Origin of the sequence: Streptomyces incanus, assembly GCF_042656345.1 — a bacterium.
Taxonomy (GTDB): Bacteria; Actinomycetota; Actinomycetes; order Streptomycetales; family Streptomycetaceae; genus Streptomyces; species Streptomyces incanus.
This window is the reverse complement of record NZ_JBHSPC010000123.1, coordinates 1-20,877: the sequence shown is the minus strand read 5'-3', so window position 1 is coordinate 20,877 and position 20,877 is coordinate 1. Positions and strand designations below refer to the sequence as shown.

The window sequence follows — 20,877 nt, the reverse complement described above, 5'->3', positions numbered from 1 at the left end:
CTCACCCTCCTGCGAACGGCGGGAGCACCTCGACCGTGCCGCCGTCGGCCAGCCGTACCGTCTCATGTGCGCGGGTGCCCACGGGATCACCGTCGACGAGGAACGAGCATCGCCGCAGGACACGCGTGAGTTCGCCGGGGTGCCGCTCGCGCGCCGCGTCGAGCGCTTCGGCGAGCGTGGCCGCCTCGTACGACTCCTCGGCCACCCCGGCCGCGGCCTTGGCGGCGGCCCAGTACCGCACCGTGACCTTTGCCATCTACTGGTTCCTCAATCGTTCGACAGTGAACACGGTCAGGCTAGCCCGCCCGGGCCACGGCCCAGTCCCCTATCCGGTGCAGCAGTCCGTCAGGGGCCGCGTTCTCCGCGTGGCCCATGCCCGGTTCCACCCACAGTTCCCCGTGCCTGCCTGCGGCGGCCGCCAGCATGCGCGGGTGGTCGAGCGGGAAGTAGCCGTCGCGGTCGCCGTGCACGACCAGCAACGGCGTCGGCGCGATCCTCGGCACCGCCTCGACGGGGGACAGCGGTACGGGGTCCCAGTCCCGGTGATGGATCCGGGTCCGCAGCCCGTAGCGTCCCACGAGCCGGCCCGAGGGTCGGGTCACCAGCCAGTGCACCCGCCGCATCGGAGCCGTCCCCCGGTAGAACCACCGGGCCGGACCGCTCACCGACACCACGGCATCGGGACCACCGGCGCCGGTGCCGGCACGGGCGGAGGCACCGGCAGAGGACCCGTCGTCCCCTTCTCCCTCCCCCTCCTCGCCCAGCGCCGCGTGCCGCAGTACCACCGAGCCGCCCATCGAGAACCCGACGGTCACCACGCGCGTGTGCCCCAGCTCCCGTGCCCACGACACCGCCGCCGCCAGGTCCAGCACCTCGCGGTCCCCGACCGTGGACCGTCCGCCCGAGGCGCCGTGCCCGCGGAAGGAGAAGGTCAGCACCGCCCCGTGTCGTGCGAACGCCCGCGCGACCCGCCGTACGTGCGGCCGGTCCACGTCCCCCGTGAACCCGTGCGCGATCACGAACACAAGATCACGGGAAGGCGGCCGCGAGGCGTCTTTCCCGGTCATCCTTTCGGCCGCGGCCGGGTTGTACACGGAATCGATCCGCACGCCGTCCACCGTGCGCAAGAACGTCCGGAAAGACGTATCACCGCAGGTGACTTCACGCGTCACAGCACGTTTCTTGAAATGCGGACCATTGCTGGAACGCGCCACATGACCTGACGGATCGGTGCTCATGTCGGCTATTCTCCTGGGGAGAGGACTCGGGCAGTGAAGCCCCCGAGTCCTTTTGTGCTTTCGTAAGCGTTGTATACGACGCGGGAAACCGCCGGTGTACGGGCCGTCGAAACGCACGAAGCAGTGCCGCAAACTCCCCCACCGCCCTAACGGCGTGGGAGGTACCCCCATCGCAGGGACCGAGGAGGAACCAGACGTTATGGGCGAGCGAACCGTGCACGTACGAATGACGACCCGGCCGTGGGCAGCACCACGGCCCGAGCCCCGGGGCCAGGACGGCGTCCTCGACGGACTCGCCGGACTCGGAGGGGGGGTGCGATGAGTTCACTGCTCCTGCTGACCAACGCCCTCCAGCCGTCGGCGGAGGTGCTCCCCGCTCTCGGTCTGCTGCTCCACCATGTGCGGGTGGCCCCCGCCGAGGGCCCCGCCCTGGTCGACACCCCCGGCGCCGACGTCATCCTCGTCGACGGCCGGCGCGACCTCCCGCAGGTCCGCAACCTGTGCCGGCTGCTGCGGTCCACCGGTCCCGGCTGCCCCCTCGTCCTCGTGGTGACCGAGGGCGGCCTCGCCGCCGTCACCGCGGACTGGGGCATCGACGACGTCCTCCTCGACACCGCGGGACCGGCGGAGGTGGAGGCCCGGCTGCGGCTCGCCACGGGCCGGCAGCAGATCGTCGGCGACGACTCCCCCACGGAGATCCGCAACGGCGACCTGTCCGTCGACGAGGCGACCTACAGCGCCAAGCTCAAGGGCCGCGTCCTCGATCTCACGTTCAAGGAGTTCGAGCTCCTGAAGTACCTCGCCCAGCACCCCGGCCGCGTCTTCACCCGCGCCCAGCTGCTGCAGGAGGTCTGGGGCTACGACTACTTCGGCGGCACCCGAACGGTAGACGTCCACGTGCGGCGGCTGCGCGCCAAGTTCGGCCCCGAGCACGAGTCGCTGATCGGCACCGTGCGGAACGTGGGTTACCGATTCGTTACGCCGGAGAAGGGCGAGCGGGCCGCCGAGAAGGCCAAGGCGAAGACCGACCGGCAGCAGGCCGAGTCCGGTCGCCAAAAGGCAGCGGATGCGGACGAGACGGCCGCCCTGGACGCCGCCGAGGCCCCGGCCCAGGCGTGAACGGCACCCGCACGAGCGCCGCGCCCGCACACGCGAGCCGTTTCCGTGCTGTTCACAAGGTCGTCCACGCTCTGCCCCGACCGATTATATCCGCGTAGACTCCGCGCGTGGCCAAGGTGACTAGGGATGATGTGGCTCGGCTGGCGGGTACCTCCACCGCCGTCGTCAGCTATGTCATCAACAACGGACCGAGGCCGGTCGCCCCGGCCACACGCGAACGCGTACTCGCCGCGATCAAGGAGCTGGGATACCGGCCGGACCGGGTCGCCCAGGCCATGGCGTCACGGCGTACGGATCTCGTGGGCCTGATCGTGCCGGACGCGCGCCAGCCCTTCTTCGGGGAGATGGCGCACGCGGTCGAACAGGCCGCGTCCGAGCGCGGAAAGATGGTGCTGGTCGGGAACTCCGACTACGTGGCCGAGCGCGAGGTCCACTACCTGCGGGCATTCCTCGGAATGCGCGTCTCCGGGCTGATCCTGGTCAGCCACGCGCTGAACGACCTCGCCGCCGCGGAGATAGACGCCTGGGACGCCCGGATCGTCCTGCTGCACGAGCGCCCCGAGGCCATCGACGACGTCGCCGTCGTCACCGACGACCTCGGCGGCGCCCAGCTCGCCGTCCGCCACCTGCTGGAGCACGGCAACGCGTACGTCGCCTGCGTCGGCGGCACCGCCGAGACCCCCTCCGTCGGCGACCCGGTCTCCGACCACGTCGAAGGCTGGCGGCGGGCCATGGAGGACGCCGGCATCCCGACCGAGGGCCGCCTCTTCGAGGCCCCGTACAACCGCTACGACGCCTATCGCGTCGGGCTCGACATCCTCTCCGGGCCCCACCGCCCGCCTGCGGTCTTCTGCTCCACCGACGACCAGGCGATCGGCGTGCTGCGCGCGGCGCGCGAGCTGCGCATCGACGTGCCCGGCGAACTGGCGGTCGTCGGGTTCGACGACATCAAGGAGGCGGCGCTCACCGACCCGCCGATGACGACGGTCGCCTCCGACCGCTCGGCGATGGCGCGCGCGGCGGTCGACCTCGTCCTCGACGACGGGCTGCGCGTGGCCGGCTCGCAGCGCGAGCGGCTGAAGATCTTCCCGTCCGAACTGGTGATCCGCCGCTCCTGCGGCTGCGGGTAGCACCGGCCCCCTGGGCGGCCCCGCCGTCTTTATATCGGGCATACGAGGTTCTGTCGGGCTTCTCAGCGGGCACTCAGGATGTTCTCATCGTCGGGCGCCAGGCTCGTTGACATGACCGAGAGCCATCGCCGAGGCAGCGAGCACGAGAGCCCCGAAGCGGGCGGACACCAGCCCCACTCCTCTCCCGTGAACCCGAAGTGGCCGGCCCCGCCGGCATACGCACCGGGGCACCCGGCCACGGCCGCGCACCCGTCGGGTCCGGCAGGTTTGTCGGGTCCGTCAGGTCCGTCGGACCCGATGGCGGCAACGCGCCCGATCCCTGTCGTGCCCCCGTCGGACCCCGCGGGCTCGACCCACGCGTCCGAGCCGACCGCCCCAAAGCCCCACCGGAAGCGGAACCGGGGCCCGGTCGCGCTGCTCGCCTCCGTGGCGATCGTGGCGGCGGCCGTGGGCGGCGGCACCGCGTACGGCATCCAGGAGCTGACCGGCGGCGCCACCGTCGCCTCGTCGAGCGCGAGCAGCACGCATGTGGTGCCGACCGGCCAGAAGGGCACGGTGGCCGGCGTCGCCAAGGCGGTCGGCCCGAGTATCGTCGAGATCAACGCCACCTCCAACGCCGGATCGTCCACCGGCTCCGGCGTGATCATCACCAAGGACGGCGAGATCATCACCAACAACCACGTCGTCGCCGGCGCCTCCTCGGTCGAGGTGCGGACCGGTGACGGCAAGACGTACACCGCGAACGTCGTCGGCACGGAGAGCTCGAAGGACCTCGCGCTGATCAAGCTGAACAACGCGTCGGGCCTGACGCCGGCCACCCTCGGCAACTCCGACGGCGTTCAGGTCGGCGACGAGGTCGTGGCGATCGGCTCCCCCGAGGGCCTGACCGGCACCGTCACCAGCGGCATCGTCTCGGCGCTCAACCGCGACGTGACCGTCTCCACGAACGAGAACCAGGGGCAGCAACAGCAGCAGGGGCAGCAGGGCGGCGGCTGGCCGTTCGCGTTCGGCGGCCAGCAGTTCAACGGCGACACCGGCGGGGCCACGACGACGTACAAGGCGATCCAGACCGACGCGTCCCTGAACCCCGGGAACTCCGGCGGCGCGCTGATCGACATGAACGGCAACATCATCGGCATCAACTCCGCGATGTACTCGGCGAACGGCAGCGGCTCCTCCTCGGCCGACGCCGGCAGCGTGGGCCTGGGCTTCGCCATCCCGGTCAACACCGTCAAGGCGGACCTCCCGACACTGCGGGCCGGCTCCATGAACTGACGCGACGACGCGACGCCCACCCAAGGAGTCCGACATGACCGAACAGATCCCACAGGTCACCCACCACACACCCGACACCGGCAGCACGGGCCCGGGCTTCGCCATCCCGGTCAACACCGTCAAGGCGGACCTCCCGACGCTGCGGGCCGGCTCCATGAACTGACGCGACGACGCGGCACCCACCCAAGGAGTCCGACATGACCAAGCAGATCCCAAAGGTCACCCACCAGATACCCGACGCCGGCAGCGACCCCGCCGGTCTCGCCCTCGCGCTGGAGGTCGCGGCCGAGCTGCCCACGCCGGCACGGCGGGCCCCGGAAGTCGCCCCGCCCCCGCCCCACCGGAAGCCCAGCCCCGGTCGCGGCGGCCACCGCCCCACCGCCCGCGACTGACCCGCGGCCGACCGGGGCCGCCCGCGCCCCGGGGGATCGTGCGAGCCTGAGAGCTTGAGAGGCTGAAGCCCTCAGGCACCAAGCCCTGCCCCCGCGCCCCCGCCCCGTGCAGACAGAGGAACCCGAGCCATGAGCCCCGCAGAAGGCGACCGTGACCCCCAGCGCATCCTGATCGTCGACGACGAGCCGGCGGTGCGCGAAGCGCTTCAGCGCAGCCTCGCCTTCGAGGGATACGGCACCGAGGTCGCCGTCGACGGCGCGGACGCCCTGGAGAAGGCGGCGTCGTACCGGCCCGAGCTGGTCGTCCTCGACATCCAGATGCCCCGGATGGACGGCCTGACCGCCGCCCGCCGCCTCCGTGCCACCGGCGACACCATGCCCATCCTGATGCTGACCGCCCGGGACACGGTCGGCGACCGGGTGACGGGGCTGGACGCCGGGGCGGACGACTACCTGGTCAAGCCGTTCGAGCTGGACGAGCTGTTCGCCCGTATCCGCGCGCTGCTGCGCCGCAGCTCGTACGCGACCGCCGTGGCCGGTGCCACCGGGCCCAGCGACGTCCTCACCTTCGCCGACCTGCGCATGGACCTGTCGACCCGCGAGGTGTCGCGGGGCACGCGCCAGGTGGAGCTGACTCGTACGGAGTTCACGCTGCTGGAGATGTTCATGGCACATCCGCGCCAGGTGCTCACGCGGGAGCAGATCCTGAAGGCGGTCTGGGGCTTCGACTTCGAGCCGTCGTCGAACTCCCTCGACGTGTACGTCATGTACCTGCGCCGCAAGACCGAGGCGGGTGGCGAGCCGCGCCTGGTACACACGGTGAGGGGCGTCGGCTACGCCCTGCGGCAGGGCGGCGCGGAGTGAACAGGCTGGTCCGCAGGTTCCGCTCGCTCCCGATCCGGGCGCGGCTGTCGCTGCTGGTGGCGGCGGCGGTGGCGTTCGCGGTGGCGGCGGTGTCGGTGACGTGCTGGTTCATCGTGCAGGGGAAGCTGTACGAGCAGCTCGACAACGACCTGGAGAAGGCGACGGTACTCCAGGGCCCGCAGCGGGCCGACGAGATCCGCAGGGCGCTGAACACCTGCACGGACACACCTCGGGACACCATGGACGGGGCCTTCGGGGAGACCTTCTCCCAGGTGGTCCTGGACAACGGCACCGTGTGCCTGTTCCCCAGATCGGCGGGCCGGATCGAGGTCACCCCGTCCGACCGGGACGTCATCGCGAGTGCGGGAACCGGCTCGACGGGCCTGTACCGCGACGGCACCGACCAGGACGGCGCCGAGGTGCGCGTGCTGACCCTGCCGCTGGTGATCAACGACCCGAGCACGCTGACCAGCTCCAAGGCCGCCGTCCTCGTCGCCGTCCCGCTCAAGGGCACCGAGTCGACGCTCAACGACCTCGCCCTGATCCTGCTCCTCGTCTCCGGCGTCGGCGTCCTGGGCGCGGCCGCCGCCGGTCTCGCGGTCGCCCGCGCCGGCCTGCGCCCCGTGGACGAACTCACCGAGGCCGTGGAGGAGGTGGCCCGCACCGAGGACCTGGGCATCCGCATCCCCGTCGAGGACGACGCCGAGGACGAGGTCGCCCGCCTCTCCCGCTCCTTCAACTCCATGACGTCCGCCCTGGCCAGCTCCCGCGACCTGCAACAGCAGCTCATAGCGGACGCCGGCCACGAACTGCGCACCCCGCTCACCTCCCTGCGCACCAACATCGAACTCCTCACCCGCAGCGAGGAGACGGGCCGTCCCCTGCCCGCCGAGGACCGCAGGGCGCTGCTCACCTCGGTCAAGGCACAGATGACGGAACTGGCCGCGCTCATCGGCGACTTGCAGGAGCTGTCGCGGCCGGACACCGGCCAGCACGAGGGCCGTGCGCAGATCGTCGCCTGGCAGGACGTCGTGGAGTCGGCGCTGCGCCGCGCCCGGCTGCGCGGCCCGGAGCTGACCATCACGGCGGACGTCCGGCCGTGGTACGTCCGTGCGGAGCCCTCCGCGCTGGAGCGGGCCGTCGTCAACGTCCTCGACAACGCGGTGAAGTTCAGCCCGGAGGGCGGCACGGTCGAGGTCCGCCTCGCCGACGGCGTCCTCACCGTCCGCGACCACGGGCCCGGCATCCCCGCCGACGAACTCCCCCACGTCTTCGACCGTTTCTGGCGCTCCCCGACCGCCCGCGCGCTCCCCGGCTCGGGTCTCGGCCTGTCCATCGTGGCCCGCACGGTCCAGCAGGCGGGCGGCGAGGTCGCCCTGGCCGGCGCCGAGGACGGCGCCGGAGGCACGACGGCCACGATCCGTCTTCCCGGGGCCCCGATCCCACCCCCCGAGGTGCCGTAGATCAGACCATCAGGTGGTCCGGGCGGCAACTTTTCGATGCCCGGCGGCGACCGAACGGCGACTCATCCCCCCACACGGAACGGATCGCCGTATGAGCGAGCACCCCAGCAAGATCCGGCCCCGCCCGGCCGGAAGGTCCCTGGCGATCGCCATCCCGCTGGCCCTGACGTCCGCCGCCGTCCTGGCCTACTCAGCCGCCCCGGGCACGGCCGCTCCCGCCCCCACCCCCACCGTCGTACCACCGGCCGCGGCGCCCACCGCGTCGGCCGCCCCCGCTACCGGAGCCACCGCCTTGGCCGCCGCGACGACCCTCACGGTCGCCAAGGACGGCACCGGCCAATACACCACGGTCCAGGCCGCGGTGAACGCCGTACCCGCGAACAACCCGTCCCGCGTGCTGATCTCCGTCAAGCCGGGCACGTACCGGGAGACGGTCCAGGTCCCGTCGAACAAGCCGCACATCACGGTGCAGGGCACCGGCGGCAGCCGCAAGGACACGGTGATCGTCTTCAACAACGCGGCGGGCACGGCGAAGCCGGACGGTTCGGGGACCTACGGCACCTCGGGCAGCGCGACGGTCGCCGTGCAGGCCGACGACTTCCAGGCCCGCAACCTGACGATCGCCAACGACTTCGACGAGCGGGCCAACCAGTCCCTCGCCGGACACCAGGCCGTGGCCCTGCGCACCGCCGCCGACAAGGTCCTCCTCGACGGCGTCATCGTCGAGGGCGACCAGGACACCCTGCTCCTCGACACGGCCGCCAAGGACCGCCTCGGCAGGGTCAAGGTCACCAACTCCTACGTCGTCGGCAACGTCGACTTCATCTTCGGCCGGGCGACGGCGCTGATCGACCGTTCCGTCATCACGCTGAAGAAGCGCTGGGACGGCAGTTCCGCGGGCTACGTCACCGCCCCGAGCACGGCCGCCGGCCGCAACGGCATCCTGATCGCCAACTCCACGGTGAACGGCGACGTCTCGGACCGCACCTTCTACCTGGGCCGCCCCTGGCACGCGGGCGGCGACGCCTCCCTCGACCCGCAGGCCACGGTCCGCGACACCTCCCTCAGCGCCGCGATCCGCACCGCGCCCTGGACCGACATGAGCGGCTTCTCCTGGAAGGACGACCGCTTCGCCGAATACCGCAACACCGGCCCCGGCGCGGGCTCCGCCTCCTCCACCCGCCCCCACCTGACCGACACTCAGGCGACGGCCCAGGCGGTCGGCACCTGGCTAGGAGACTGGACCCCCACGGCGTCCTGACCTGCTCGTCCGGGGCCTGGAGACGACGTGCCGGGCCCCGGCACCTCACCGAAGACTCGATTCGTTCCTGATCCCCGTCAGGAACAGCGCCCACGCGGCCGAGCCGAAGACGAGCACCCCGCCGTCCCGCACCTTGCTGTCGCGGACCGGGGCGAGGCCCGCGCAGCCGTCGGCGACCTCGACGCAGTTGTTGGCTCCCCCGTCGCTGTAACTCGACTTGCGCCAGGTGGCGTTGCTGAGGTCAGGGGCCTGCTTCATGGTCTGTGCTCCTCCAGTACGTCCCGGATGAACGTCAGCGAATCCGACGGGGTCAGCGCCAGATCCCGCAGTCGATCGTAGGACAAGCGGTGGTGCAGTACGTCCTCCGGATCATCCATCAGTACACCGCTGCTGCCGCCTTCCGTGTAGGCCACGGAGCTTCCGTCCTTCTGCCACAGCAGGGTCAGCGATCCCTTCCCCATGAGGTGATGGATCCCCGCGGAGAACGGCAGTACGTGAATGACGATGCTGGGCCACTGCGCGACCGCTTCGATGCGCCTCAACTGGCCCTCCCACGTCTCCGGGCCGGCTGCGGGCCGGCGGAAGGCGAGTTCGTCGATGACGAAGCGGGCACTCGGCGCCGGGCTCTTACCCAGCAGGATTTGTCGTCCCAGGCGAGCGGCCACCTGCTCCTCAATGGCCTCACGGTCCCGGCCCGTTGCCTCCGGCTCGGACAACACCTCGCGGGCGAAATCCTCGGTCTGCAACAGCCCCGGTACGTTCGACGTGTACACGTGGATGACGCGTGCTGCCGCTTCCAGCCGCATGTACTCCTTGTACTTGTCCTTGAAGGCGTCGATCCGGGCCAGTTTCCAGAGGCTGACCAGCAGGTCGCCCGACCTGTAGTACCCGTCGAGATCCTCCATGACCGTCACCTTGGACAGTCGCTCGCCCGACTCCAGGCGACACAGATAGCTCTTGTCGTACCCGGACTCGTCGGCCAGCCGCCCCAGCGACTTGCCCTCCTTCTCCCGCAGGAAACGAAGCGTCCGCCCCAGCACCACGCGTCCCGACTCCGTCCGCGTGTCCATCTGTTCGGCCATGCCGCTCCTGTCCGTGGTCCGGGGTGCCGGACCACGGCGGCCCCCTTCCGCAGCGTACGTGCCGTAAGTGACGATCGGGACACAAGTAGTAATCGCCGTCGGCCGTCATCCGGCCCTGCGGCCCGCACGGACAGGGGGCACTCCCACCATCGAGGACAGTCACCGGGCGGCCGTGCGTACGCGCCCGTACGAGCGCGATACGCACCTCGCCCGCCCTTGTGCACTCACGTCAGAGGAACGACACCGTCGCCGCCAGAGAATGGACGTCTCCGCATGAGCAACACTCCGCTCCGCCTCCTCCCCTGGACCACTCCCGAAGGCAACCCCTGTTATCTGAGCACCGACAGGGACGACAGCAGACTCTCCCGGCTCGCCGACGACGTCGAGGCGGACCAGCTGGACTCGGGTGAGCAGGTGCTCGCGGGGGCCAGAGCCGTGCTCGGCGACCCGAAGGCCGGTGAACGGGCGGTGCGTTTCGCGCTCACCAGGGCGACGGAGTCCCTGGAGGACGTACTCCGTGTCGCGGTCAGCCGGGGAGCACGCGTCGAGGCAGGTGGCCGGTGACACGTACAACCGAAGCCGCCCGTCGCCTCTCGCGTTCTACCGTGGACCTCCGGCCCTCCCCCTGTCACACCCCGGCCGGAGATGAGGAGCCCGCCATGACCCACGAGGTGGATCCGAACTCCTGCGAAAGGACGCCCGAGGCGATCCGAGCGGCCCTGCAACGGCGCCGGGACTGGTTGCAGGCCTTCGAGCAGGAGTGGTTGAGCGCCGCCGCCGACTTCGACCAGTCGGCACTCGACGCCGTGATCGGCAAGTGGTTCCCCTTCGCCTGCGCCTGCGCCACGCCGGGCTACCTCGACGACGTCGAGCAGACCGTCAAGCGCATGACGGAGGACGACACCGAAGGCCTCGTGTTCCGTGACGCGGAGGGCCACGGCTATGACGCGGACGGTCGGCCCGTCGACGCGGGCGGGCGTCGGTGAGCGCGTACACCATCCGGTACGTGGACCGCGCGGCGGCGCGAAAGGCCGCCTTACCGGACTCCCAGCGCACCTCGCTCGAGGGCCTCGAGAAGCTGCTCGCTCTCAACCCGTTCGGCCCGCAGGCGCTCAGCAATCGCGACAACAGCTGGTCGGCGGGCTTCCAGGGCGGCTTCGTCACCTACGTCGTCTCCAACCGCCACGTCGTCATCAACGTCATCGACCTCGTGGCCCTCTGACACCGAGGGCGCGTGTGGCACGCTGGGGATCATGAAGACACCACCGGATGGGCTGCCTGTGTACCGCGTACTGACCGGTCCTGATGATGTGGCGTTCTGTCATCGTGTGAGCGAGGCCCTGGCGATGGGCTATCGCCTCCACGAAGGGCCGTCGGCCACGTTCGACGGCGACCGGGTGATCGTCGCGCAGGCGGTCGTGTGGCCCGGGGCGGGGGACGCCGCCTCGGCGTGACGGGTCCGCGCCGGGCGTGCGCGCGGGATCGGTACGCGTCCGCCCCTCCCCGCTCACGTCCCGTCGGTGTCGGCGGGAGATGCCGCGTCATCGTCTGTCAGGGCTGCCACCGTACGGTGGCGGCAGCCCTGTTCCCCTCGTCGGATGCCGGGCCAGGACCTCATCCGATCGAGCGAGAAGGAGACGTTTCCCCTGGTCGGCTGTAACGCCGTGCCTACCGTGATCGCGTTGCTTGTGCCCTGGGCACGCTCAGCCCACACTTGAGGAGGTGACGCCACCATGACCGCTCTTGCGTACGAGAGGCCCGAGACCATGTCTGAGATCAGGACCGCGGCCGGGCCGGAGAACGGAACCGGGAACGGGCCCGATCTGGACGAGGTCGTGTGGCAGGCATGGAAGGCCGTGGAACTCCCGGAGGGCTACCGCGCCGAGATCATCGAGGGAGCCATCGAGGTGTCGCCCACCGGTCGCCTGTCCCATACCCGGATCGCCAACCGGCTGCGCAACGCGCTGGTGCGGTTCCTGGGAGAGGGCGAGTACTCGGCGTACCAGGACGCCCATGTCATCTTCCGGCGCAAGGGGTGGATCCCCGATGTCCTCGTCGCGCCCGAGGACCTGGAGCCGTACGCGGACGAGGACGGGCTCGGTGTCGATGCGGCGGCGGTTCGTCTGGTGGTCGAGGTGGTCTCGCCCGGAAAGCGCCACGAGGACCGCGACCGGGTCAGGAAGCGCCGTGAATACGCCCGCGCCGGCATCCCGGTGTACGTGATCATCGACGACTACGACGCGCAGGGCACCGTGACCGTCCTCACCGAACCCCGGCCCGACAAGGCCGACTGGCTGGGCGTCGTGCGGGTCCCCTACGGAACCGATGTCGACATCCCGAAGGGCCCCGCCACGGGCTTCGTGATCGGAGAGTCGATCACCGGCCCCAAGCGGGCCTGAACCGGACCAGGAAGGAGGGGCCCGGTACCTGTAGGGCTCGTACGGCCTGCCAGGTGCTGGGCCCCTCCCCAGGGCTGTCCGTCGGCTACTGGACGATCGTGATGCGGTCCGCCGCCGGCGGTGCGATCGGGTTCGAGGCCGAGGAGTTGGCCGTCAGGTACTGCTCCAGGGCCGTCAGGTCGTCCTCGCCGACCAGGTCGCCCGTGCCCTCGCCGAGGGTGGTGAAGCCGTCGCCGCCGCCCGCGAGGAAGCTGTTCGTGGCCACGCGGTAGGTGGCGGCCCCGTCGATCGGCGCGCCGTTCAGCCGGATGGAGTCCGTCACCACCCGGTCCGCGCCCGTCTTCGTCAGGTCCAGGGTGTAGGTCAGGCCGGAGGAGACCTGAAGGATCTTCATCGAGGCCTCGTTCGGGCCGCTCACCTGCTCCTTGAGGACCTGGATCAGCTGAGCGCCGGTGAAGTCCTGGAGGTTGACCGTGTTGGCGAAGGGCTGGACGGTGAAGCCCTCGGCGTAGGTGACCACGCCGTCGCCCTCGGCGGCGCTCGCCGCGTAGGTGAGGGACGCGCGGACGCCGCCCGGGTTCATCAGGGCCAGGTCGGTCTCCGGGTCCAGCGTCCTGCCGTACTCCAGCTGGGCGTCGGCGATCAGGTCGCCGAGCGGGGACTCGGTGCCGTCCTTGACGATGTCACCGGAGATGTGGCCGATCGCGCGGTTGCCGATGGGTGCGGCGAGGGTGTTCCACTTGTCGATCAGCCGGGTCATGTCCGGCGCCTTCGGGACGTCCCGCGTCACCACGTGGTTCGCCGACTTCACGGCCGTACGGGCGATGTCACCCGTGCGGCGGTCGTACGTCAGCGTGGTGTCCGTGTAGAGGCGGCCGAAGGAGGCGGCCGAGGTGACCATGCGGGGGTTGCCCGCCGGGTCCGGGATCGTGCAGACGTACGCCGCGTGGGTGTGGCCGGTGACCAGCGCGTCCACCTGGGGCGACACGTTCTTGGCGATGTCCGCGATCGGGCCGGAGACGCCGTCGCCCGCGCCCGGGGAGTCGCAGTCGTAGTTGTACGCGGACGAGGCCGGGAAGCCACCCTCGTGGACCAGGGCGACGATCGACTTCACGCCCTGGCGCTGGAGCTCCTTGGCGTACTTGTTGATCGTCTCGACCTCGTCCTTGAAGGACAGGCCCTTGACGCCCTCGGCCGAGACGATGTCCGGGGTGCCCTCCAGCGTCACGCCGATGAAGCCGACCTTGACGCCGTTCTGCTTCCACACCCAGTACGGCTTGAGGACGGGCTTCCCGGTCTTCTCGTTCAGGACGTTGGCCGCCAGGTACGGGAAGTCGGCGCCCTTGAACTTCTTGTCCGTGTAGCAGCCGTCGGTGGGGTGGCAGCCGCCGTTCTGCAGGCGGGCCAGCTCCTGCGCGCCCTCGTCGAACTCGTGGTTGCCGACGGACGTGACGTCCAGGTCGAGCTTGTTCAGCGCCTCGATGGCGGGCTCGTCGTGGAACAGGCCCGAGATCAGCGGGGACGCGCCGACCATGTCGCCGCCGGCCGCGGTGACGGAGTACCGGTTGCCCTTGCGGGCCTCGCGCAGGTGCGTGGCGAGGTACTCCACACCACCCGCGTCGATGTTCTCCGTCGTCCCGTCCTCGTGGAGATGGGTGACCCGGCCCGAGGAGCCCGCCGGGGGTTCGAGGTTGCCGTGCAGGTCGTTGAAGGACAGCAACTGCACGTCCTGGTAGCGGCCCTTGTCGCCCTTGCCGCCGTCGTGACCCTTGTGGTGGCCGTGCGACGTGCCGCCCTTGCCCCCGCCGGCGCTCGCCGCACCGGCGGGCAGGGCGGCCGCGGTCAGCGCGCCGACGGTGAGCACACCGGCTGCGGTCGCGAGAAGACGGTTCGTACGGCGTCTGCGGCGCTGTACGGACGAGGCCGGTGATGCGGGTGTGGCTGGCATGTGCCCCCCAGTGGGTCTGCGTGGATCTGCGTGGGTCTGCATGGGTCCGGGTGAGTGTGCGTGCTTCGAGCTGCGTCCGGGGTCGGTCGGGGCCGGTCTACGTGAATCCGGGTGGGATCCTCGCCAGGCACGCCGACCGCCCGGAATCCTAAGGTCAACGCGCGTAGCGGGACAGGGGGTTCGCGGTTACGTCCTGGTTATCTTTCGCACCGCCAGTGGTTGCCGGGCCCGATCGGCTGTCACGGCGTTCTCCGTGTCCCGTCCGTTTTCGGCGGCCTCGGCTTACCCTCGTACGCATGACCAGCGACGACATCGCACACTCCGGCCGCACCCGCTCGCTCCGGACGTACGCCGCCCTCTCCCCGGAGCAGGTCGAGGTGGTTCTCGCCCTGCTCGACGAGGCCGCCAGGACCGACGGACAGCAGGCGGTGTCCGAGCAGGGGCGGTTGCAGTTGCGCGGCGGGGAGCGGGCAGGTGTCTCGCATCTGCTGCTCTCCCTCACGGGCGAGGGGAACAATGCCGACGCGGGTGAACTCGTCGGCTACGCCCAGTTGGAGGACACCGACCTGGTCGAGCCCCCGGCCGCCGAACTGGTCGTGCACCCTTCGCACCGCGGGCAGGGGCACGGGCGGGCGCTCGGGTCCGCGCTGCTCGCCGCCTCCGGCAAGCGGCTGCGGGTGTGGGCGCACGGCGGTCACTCCGCCGCCCGGCACCTCGCCCAGGTCCTCGGCCTCACCCTTTTCCGCGAACTGCGGCAGATGCGGAGGCCGTTGACAGACCTGGACCTGCCCGACCCGGTGCTCCCCGAGGGCGTGACCGTACGCGCCTTCGTCCCCGGCCAGGACGACGCCGCCTGGCTCGCGCTGAACGCCGCCGCGTTCGCCCACCACCCCGAACAGGGCTCCCTCACCCAGCGCGACCTCGATGACCGCAAGGCCGAGCCCTGGTTCGACCCGAAGGGCTTCTTCCTCGCCGAGCGGGGCGGCCGGCTCGTCGGCTTCCACTGGACCAAGGTTCACCGGGCGGAGAGCCTCGGCGAGGTGTACGTCCTCGGGGTGAGCCCGCAGGCCCAGGGCGGCGGGCTCGGCAAGTCCCTCACGACGATCGGCCTGCGGCATCTGGCGGAGCAGGGACTGCCCACCGTGATGCTGTACGTGGACGCCGACAACAAGGCGGCGGTGGCCGTCTACGAACGGCTGGGCTTCCTGACCCACGAGACGGACCTGATGTACCGCACCGAGACCTGAGACCTGCCCCCGCGCGGCCCGCGCCCCGGGTCCCGGAACCGACAGCCCGCGACACCGTGACCCGGAACCGACAGCCCGCGACCCGAGCCGTAGGACCCTGAACCCACGGGCCGAAACCCGACCCGCAGCACGGAGAGCGGAAACCCGGGGCCCACAGCCCGCGACCCCCGCCCCGGGGCCCGAGACCCGGCCCCGCACCACGAGCCCCCCAACCCGCGGGCCTCCGCACGCTGTGGGCGAGTCCGGCGGACCCGGGGCATGAGTCCGCCGACCGTGACACTTCCCGGGAAGGTGCCACGGTCGCGGCCGGCGTACCCGGCTCCCGCGTTCCGGGCTCGCGGAGCCCGGAACGCCAGGCCGAATCGACCGACAGCATCACCTCCACCGCGGGCCCCGGCCCCGGCCCCGATCCCGCAGATCCCACAGACCTCAGGAGCGGAACCCGAAGCCTCCGCCGCCCCGCCTCCGTACCGGTTCCGCCCCGCACGCCGCCCACACCGCCAGGGCCGCGCACAGCAGTACCGTCCACCGGTCGTGGGCCGCCGCCCACCTCTCGTCGTCCGGCGCCACGAACAGGGCCCAGCGCTCCGGCCACAGCAGGGAGGCCAGTACCGCCGTCGCGAACAGGGCACCCGCGACGGCCTGGCCCGGCCGCGTGCTGTCCGACCGGCGGACGGCGAACGCCGCTCCGGCCAGGGCGAGGGCGAGGGTCGCCGCCGCTTCGAGAGTGACGCCGCCGACCGGGGGCCGTACGCCCGCCGGGACCAGCAGCAGCGCGACCGTCCACCACAGGGCCGCGACCGGGGCGAGGAGGGCCAGGCGCAGGATGTGCCGCACGGTACGCCGGGTCGGTACGGCGGCGGTGGTGTGCCGGGCCGGGTCGTCCAGCAGGAAGGCCGCGCCGAGCGCGAAGGCGATGGCGGACATCCGCAGCGCGTTCAGCGCCGACCGGCCGGTCGCGTCCTCCCCCATCAGCCGGGGCGCGGTGGCGAACAGCAGCCCGAGGCCGCCCGCCACCCCGATCGCCCGCCACGGCACCGTCCGTACGACCGGCCGCACCAGCGCGCGCCACGCCCCCGTGCCCCGGCTCATGTCCCTGCTCACGCCCCCACTCACTGCAGGCACTCGTCCGCCTCCTCCGGCGCGTCCAGACCCAGCAGTTGCGCGACCCGGTCCGTCGTCACCTTCGGGGTCGTCAGCTCGGCCCAGTTCGCCGTGACCTTCGCACCGGTCTCCTCCCGCGGCCGGTCCAGCAGTTCGCGGACGAGTTCGGTGTGCGCCGCGGTCATGTACAGCGGCTCCGTCTCCGAGACGACGACCGCCGAACCGGACGTGCTGTCGTCGAGGCGGATGTCGCTCAGGTCGGACAGCGGGTCGGACCGGCCGGCCAGCGCCAGCCACATCACGGTGACGAGCCGGCCGTCGCACATGGCGCCCACCTCCGCCTCCTTCCCGGTGACCAGCACACCGGCCACGGCGACGGCGAACTCGGGGACGCGGTTGCCGCCCCACGTCGTACCGACGCTCACCTGGTTCGGGTCGGTGAGCGGGGCCATCGCCGCGTCGCCGGTCAGTCCGTACCGTGCCTCGACCCGCTGCCGTACGACCAGCGGCCGGTCCTGCACGGCGTCGCCCGCGAGGGAACGCACCTGGCCCACGACCTCGGCCCAGTGGCCGGTGCGCGGAGTCCACTCCGGGAAGGCGCAGTACGACGTGCCGTCCCGTTCGACGCACTTCTGCAGGTCCTGCGGGGCGGTCGAGTACCGCGTACGGGCCTTCTCCGTCCGTGCCGACACGCCGCCGGACTGCATCACCGCGCCCAGCAGCGCCAGCGCCACCGCCCCGGCGAGCCCGGCATGAACACTCCAGTTGCCGACGAACCGGCCCCGAAGGCCCCGCCCCCGGCCAAAACCGGGGCGGGAACCGGCGCCCTCGCCGGAGAGCAGCACCGCCGCCGACGCCACGCTCAGCGCGAGCCCGGCGAGGTACAGGGCGTGCCAGGCGGCCGGACGGTCCAGCAGTTCGGACGGCAGGGTCCTGGTGCTGTACTCGCCGACCACCGGCATCAGCCACCGGCTCGCGTCGTCGTCCTGGAACACCGCGGCGAACAGGGAGGAGAAGAGCAGCACGACGAGCAGCAGCGGCGCCGCGAAGGCGGAGGCGAACAGCCGGGCGAGCAGCACCCCGAACGTCCCGAGCAGCAGCACGGACAGCGGCCCGACGAGGAGTTCGCCCGGCGAACCGTTCCCGACCGCGCCGGGCTTGAGCGCCTCCCACCCGAACTGCCCTCCCACGCACACCGCGACGAGCAGCACCGCCGGTACGAGGGACAGCAGATGCGCGACGGTACGGCGCCACGGCGGCAGCACCAGCACGGCGAAGTGCCGCTCGGTGCCGTACCGCCGCGAACGCAGCACGGCCTGGTTGGCGGAGAGCAGCACCGCGAGTCCCACGAGCAGGGGGGCGGCCTGGGTGGCGCGGTCGGCGTCCTGAAGGGCGGGGAAGCCCTCGAAGGAGGTGCGCGTACGCCACACGGTCCAGCCGATGTACACGGCGAAGGCGATGAGGACCGGCAAGCGCGTCAGCAGTCTGCGGGCCTCGAAGCCGGCCAGGGCGAGCACGGCCGCCCAGGACGCGCGCGGTCCGGCCGGCGCGGTCGCCGCGGGCGGGGTCACGGTCGCAATGGTCGGCGTGGTCATGCCGCCACCTCCGCGCCGACGCCGCCCATGCCGTCGAGAGTGAGCAGGTAGCCGTCCTCCAGGGTGGGTTCGAGGAGGTCGGCGCCGTCGGGCGGATCGCCCACGTTGCGGAAGGTGCCGAGGCCGGTGCGCCACCCCGCCTTCGCGCCGGGGTCGCGTTCGGCACTGCTCCACACCCGCCCGGCGGCCTGTGCGGTCAGTTCGGCGGGGGTGCCGTCGAAGTGGACGCCGCCGGCGGCCATGACCACCACCCGGTTGCAGAGCATCGCCACGTCCTCGGTCTGGTGGGTGGACAGGAGCACGGTCCGCCCCTCACCGGCCTGAGCGATCAACTCCCGGAACCTCATGCGCTGTTCGGGGTCCAGTCCGACGGTCGGCTCGTCGAGGACGAGGAAAGCGGGGTCGCCGACCAGGGCCGCGGCGAGGGCGGTCCGCTGGCGCATCCCGCCGGACAGCTTCCGCAGCCGCTTTCCGCGGACGTCGGTGAGCCCGACCTCGTCCAGTACGCGCCGCACCTCGCGGTGCCGGGCGGTGCGGTCGGTGAGCTCCTTGAGGATCGCCACGTAGTCGACGAACTCGAAGGCGGTGAAGTCGGGATGGAAACCGGGCGCCTGCGGCAGATAGCCGAGCCGGCGCCGGACCTCCTGACGGCCGCGCGAGGTGCCGGGGTCGTGGCCGAGCACCGTGAACACGCCCCGGTCGGCCGGTACGGCGGTGGCGAGCACCCTCAACAGGGTGGTCTTGCCCGCGCCGTTGGGCCCGAGCAGGCCGGTGACACCGGTGGACAGCCGCAGCGACACGTCGTCGAGGGCCCGGGTGCCACCGAAGTGGAGACTCAGCCCGGAGGCGGAGACGGTCGGGGTCATGCAGAACTCCCGTACAGGTCGTGGAAGAAGCAGAAGGGAAGGGACGGAGCGGGAAAAAACGGGAAAGAAAAGGAGAGAACGAGACGACGCAGCCGATGAAGCAGGACGGCAGAGACGGGACGGCAGAGACGGGACGGCAGAGACGGGACGGCAGAGGCGGCCTTCAGGCCGTGCCGCCACCGCCCGCGGCCGTGCCCGTCGCCCGGCTGAGGTCGAAACGGTCGCGGAACAGGAAGAGCAGTCCGGCCGCGAGTACGGCGACCAGTGCCGACACCCCCTGCCCGGCCGCGGTGAACGGGGCGAGCGGGTCGGTCACGGCCTCCCGGCCCGTCCGGGCGACGAGCAGCAGCGCGATCCAGCCGCCGCCGACGAGGGACGGTGCGAGCACCGGACCCAGGCGGGCCGTCAGGGCGAGGCCGCTGGCGCTGAGCGCGAGGGCGGGCAGCAGCCACGCCAGCGCTGCCGCGCCGTACCAGGGCAGGGCCAGCGTCGCCAGGCCGTTGAGGGCGAGCACGGCGCCGAGCACCGCCACCGTACGGATCATCAGCAGCCGGAACCCGTGCATCGGGGCGACGACCGCCATCTCGTACGTCGGGTCCAGCGCGGGCCCGTACGACAGCGCCACCCCGAGGAGCGGCAGCAGCGGCGCGAGGGCGAGGAAGAGGTTGGGCGAACCGGTGGGCGAACCGGTGGCCGCGCCGAAACGTCCCGCGACCACGGTCAGCAGCAGCACGGCGACGACCGCGCCCAGCCAGGAACGGCGCAGTATCGGCGTGGCCGCGAGGAGGCGTACCGTGTGATCGGCGACGCCGAGGCGCAGCAGCAGGGATTCCAGGAACCCCGGCCGGGGCGCGTCCAGCTCGGCGTCGAGCCGTTCCCAGCCCGCGTCGAGCGCGACGGGGTCCCCGGCCTCGGCGAGGACGCCCCGGCAGTGCGCGCAGGCGGTGAGGTGGGTGTCGGCGGACCACAGCATCGGCGCCGCCAGCTCACCTCGCGCGTACGCCCGCAGGTCCTCCGCCGGCACGTGCCACCGCGAGCCGCCCTCTGTCCCCCCGGCCGGACCACCGACCGGGCGTCCGGCCGTGCCACCGTTCGCGCCCTCCGCCATGCCACCGGCCGCGCCGTCCGTCGAGTCGTACGTCATGCCAGCGCCTCCCGCAGTTGCTTGCGGGCCCGCATCGCCCGCGTCTTGACCGTCCCCGGTGGTATGCCGAGCAGTACGGCCGCCTCGCGGGTGGTCAGCCCGTCGACGACGGTGGCCTGGAGCACCGCGCGCAGCTCCGGCGACAGCCGGACCAGCGCGCCGGCCAGGTCCCCGTGCTCCACCCCCGCGAGCACGCGTTCCTCCGCCGAGACCTCGTCCCGGTGCCGCAGCCGGGCCAGCGTCTGCCGCAGCCGGCCGCGCGCCCCGGCACCGCGCAGCGCGTCGATCAGCCGGCGCGAGGCGATCCGCCACAGCCACCCGGCGGCATCCCCACGAGCTCCACTCGACGTACCGGCGGCGCCCGCCGCGGCCGCCGTGTTCTCCCGGTACCGGGCCGTCCCCCGCCACACCGCGAGGAACGTCTCCTGCACGACGTCGTCGACGATCCCCGCGTCGGCGCACCGGCTGCGCATCCGGGCGGTCAGCCACGGGGCGTAGCGCCGGTACAGCTCCTCGAAGGCGCGCCGGTCGGCGCTCTCGGCAACGGCACGCAGCAGCTCACCGTCGCTTCTCGTTTCGCTCACGTCCTCTCATCGGACGAGCCCCGCGGATCGGTTCACTCGATCCCAACCGACTTTCAGAACCCGCCCAAGCCCTCGCAGCATCCCCGCCCAAGCCCCGGTCCGAGCCCCCGCGCACCCCGGCGCCTCCGGAGCCCCCGCCCAGGACCTCGCGCACGCCCTGCGCCGC

The 20,877-nt window shown here is 71.8% G+C and carries 23 protein-coding genes and 1 pseudogene; 14 read left to right on the top strand and 10 right to left on the bottom strand.

Annotation, left to right across the window (positions count from 1 at the left end; all coding sequences use genetic code 11):
- Window position 1 precedes the first annotated feature (1 nt).
- Together ACFP2V_RS32770 and ACFP2V_RS32765 are read right to left on the bottom strand one after the other, a co-directional pair.
- Window positions 2-256, bottom strand: coding sequence for a MoaD/ThiS family protein (locus ACFP2V_RS32770; RefSeq protein ID WP_381218914.1), 255 nt, complete (start codon window positions 254-256; stop codon window positions 2-4).
- A gap of 40 nt (window positions 257-296) precedes the next feature.
- Window positions 297-1,238, bottom strand: a complete 942-nt coding sequence (locus tag ACFP2V_RS32765) for an alpha/beta hydrolase (RefSeq protein WP_381218913.1) — start codon at window positions 1,236-1,238, stop codon at window positions 297-299.
- 318 nt (window positions 1,239-1,556) lie between these two features.
- Between ACFP2V_RS32765 and ACFP2V_RS32760 the strand changes: the two genes are divergently transcribed.
- The 8 genes and pseudogenes from ACFP2V_RS32760 to ACFP2V_RS32725 form a co-directional block, all read left to right on the top strand.
- Entirely contained in the window at window positions 1,557-2,357 is an 801-nt protein-coding gene (locus ACFP2V_RS32760) for a winged helix-turn-helix transcriptional regulator (protein WP_381218912.1), read from the top strand.
- Window positions 2,358-2,464: 107 nt separating this feature from the next.
- A complete protein-coding gene (locus tag ACFP2V_RS32755; RefSeq protein WP_381218911.1) occupies window positions 2,465-3,487 on the top strand; it encodes a LacI family DNA-binding transcriptional regulator in 1,023 nt (340 codons plus the stop codon).
- Window positions 3,488-3,598: 111 nt separating this feature from the next.
- A complete protein-coding gene (locus ACFP2V_RS32750) occupies window positions 3,599-4,762 on the top strand; it encodes a S1C family serine protease (protein WP_381218910.1) in 1,164 nt (387 codons plus the stop codon).
- Between the two features lie 34 nt (window positions 4,763-4,796).
- Window positions 4,797-4,925, top strand: coding sequence for a hypothetical protein (locus ACFP2V_RS32745; protein ID WP_381218909.1), 129 nt, complete (start codon window positions 4,797-4,799; stop codon window positions 4,923-4,925).
- Between the two features lie 34 nt (window positions 4,926-4,959).
- Window positions 4,960-5,154, top strand: coding sequence for a hypothetical protein (locus tag ACFP2V_RS32740; RefSeq protein ID WP_381218908.1), 195 nt, complete (start codon window positions 4,960-4,962; stop codon window positions 5,152-5,154).
- Window positions 5,155-5,283: 129 nt separating this feature from the next.
- Entirely contained in the window at window positions 5,284-6,018 is a 735-nt protein-coding gene (locus ACFP2V_RS32735) for a response regulator transcription factor (RefSeq protein ID WP_381218907.1), read from the top strand.
- On the top strand, window positions 6,015-7,481 hold the full coding sequence (locus ACFP2V_RS32730) for a sensor histidine kinase (RefSeq protein ID WP_381218906.1): 1,467 nt from the start codon (window positions 6,015-6,017) through the stop codon (window positions 7,479-7,481). Before ACFP2V_RS32735 ends, ACFP2V_RS32730 begins: the two co-directional genes overlap by 4 nt.
- 286 nt (window positions 7,482-7,767) lie before the next feature.
- A pseudogene (locus tag ACFP2V_RS32725) lies at window positions 7,768-8,742 on the top strand (pectinesterase family protein); the annotation flags it as partial.
- A 45-nt stretch (window positions 8,743-8,787) separates the two neighbouring features.
- On the opposite strand, the gene ACFP2V_RS32720 reads toward ACFP2V_RS32725, so the two are convergent.
- Both ACFP2V_RS32720 and ACFP2V_RS32715 read right to left on the bottom strand, forming a co-directional pair.
- Window positions 8,788-9,000, bottom strand: a complete 213-nt coding sequence (locus ACFP2V_RS32720; RefSeq protein ID WP_055628231.1) for a DUF397 domain-containing protein — start codon at window positions 8,998-9,000, stop codon at window positions 8,788-8,790.
- Entirely contained in the window at window positions 8,997-9,824 is an 828-nt protein-coding gene (locus tag ACFP2V_RS32715) for a helix-turn-helix domain-containing protein (RefSeq protein WP_381218905.1), read from the bottom strand. Before ACFP2V_RS32715 ends, ACFP2V_RS32720 begins: the two co-directional genes overlap by 4 nt.
- Before the next feature lie 273 nt (window positions 9,825-10,097).
- On the opposite strand from ACFP2V_RS32715, the gene ACFP2V_RS32710 reads away from it, so the two are divergent.
- From ACFP2V_RS32710 to ACFP2V_RS32690, 5 genes are all read left to right on the top strand, one after another.
- A complete protein-coding gene (locus ACFP2V_RS32710; RefSeq protein ID WP_381218904.1) occupies window positions 10,098-10,388 on the top strand; it encodes a hypothetical protein in 291 nt (96 codons plus the stop codon).
- 95 nt (window positions 10,389-10,483) lie between these two features.
- Window positions 10,484-10,810 (top strand): DUF6247 family protein, encoded by a 327-nt coding sequence (locus ACFP2V_RS32705; RefSeq protein WP_381218903.1) that lies wholly within the window; start codon window positions 10,484-10,486, stop codon window positions 10,808-10,810.
- Window positions 10,807-11,046, top strand: coding sequence for a hypothetical protein (locus ACFP2V_RS32700; protein ID WP_381218902.1), 240 nt, complete (start codon window positions 10,807-10,809; stop codon window positions 11,044-11,046). Before ACFP2V_RS32705 ends, ACFP2V_RS32700 begins: the two co-directional genes overlap by 4 nt.
- A 31-nt stretch (window positions 11,047-11,077) precedes the next feature.
- The gene (locus ACFP2V_RS32695; protein ID WP_381218901.1) at window positions 11,078-11,278 is read left to right on the top strand and encodes a DUF1737 domain-containing protein; all 201 of its coding nucleotides are present in this window, start codon (window positions 11,078-11,080) and stop codon (window positions 11,276-11,278) included.
- A 279-nt stretch (window positions 11,279-11,557) separates the two neighbouring features.
- Window positions 11,558-12,223, top strand: coding sequence for a Uma2 family endonuclease (locus ACFP2V_RS32690; protein ID WP_381218900.1), 666 nt, complete (start codon window positions 11,558-11,560; stop codon window positions 12,221-12,223).
- Window positions 12,224-12,308: 85 nt separating this feature from the next.
- Here ACFP2V_RS32690 and ACFP2V_RS32685 read toward each other — a convergent pair whose 3' ends face one another.
- A complete protein-coding gene (locus ACFP2V_RS32685) occupies window positions 12,309-14,171 on the bottom strand; it encodes a bifunctional metallophosphatase/5'-nucleotidase (protein ID WP_381218899.1) in 1,863 nt (620 codons plus the stop codon).
- Window positions 14,172-14,467: 296 nt separating this feature from the next.
- Here ACFP2V_RS32685 and mshD point away from each other — a divergent pair, with 296 nt between their 5' ends.
- A complete protein-coding gene (mshD, locus tag ACFP2V_RS32680) occupies window positions 14,468-15,418 on the top strand; it encodes a mycothiol synthase (protein WP_381218898.1) in 951 nt (316 codons plus the stop codon).
- A 429-nt stretch (window positions 15,419-15,847) separates the two neighbouring features.
- Here mshD and ACFP2V_RS32675 read toward each other — a convergent pair whose 3' ends face one another.
- From ACFP2V_RS32675 to ACFP2V_RS32655, 5 genes are all read right to left on the bottom strand, one after another.
- Window positions 15,848-16,522 carry an ABC transporter gene (locus ACFP2V_RS32675; protein WP_381218897.1) on the bottom strand — a complete coding sequence of 225 codons (675 nt, stop codon included), beginning with the start codon at window positions 16,520-16,522 and terminating at the stop codon, window positions 15,848-15,850.
- Between the two features lie 8 nt (window positions 16,523-16,530).
- Window positions 16,531-18,117, bottom strand: coding sequence for an ABC transporter permease (locus ACFP2V_RS32670; RefSeq protein ID WP_381218896.1), 1,587 nt, complete (start codon window positions 18,115-18,117; stop codon window positions 16,531-16,533).
- Window positions 18,114-18,983, bottom strand: coding sequence for an ABC transporter ATP-binding protein (locus ACFP2V_RS32665; RefSeq protein ID WP_381218895.1), 870 nt, complete (start codon window positions 18,981-18,983; stop codon window positions 18,114-18,116). The genes ACFP2V_RS32670 and ACFP2V_RS32665 overlap by 4 nt, the downstream gene beginning before the upstream one ends.
- Before the next feature lie 163 nt (window positions 18,984-19,146).
- Window positions 19,147-20,091, bottom strand: a complete 945-nt coding sequence (locus ACFP2V_RS32660) for a cupin domain-containing protein (RefSeq protein WP_381218962.1) — start codon at window positions 20,089-20,091, stop codon at window positions 19,147-19,149.
- A gap of 32 nt (window positions 20,092-20,123) precedes the next feature.
- On the bottom strand, window positions 20,124-20,711 hold the full coding sequence (locus tag ACFP2V_RS32655) for an RNA polymerase sigma factor (protein WP_381218894.1): 588 nt from the start codon (window positions 20,709-20,711) through the stop codon (window positions 20,124-20,126).
- Between the last annotated feature and the right edge of the window lie 166 nt (window positions 20,712-20,877).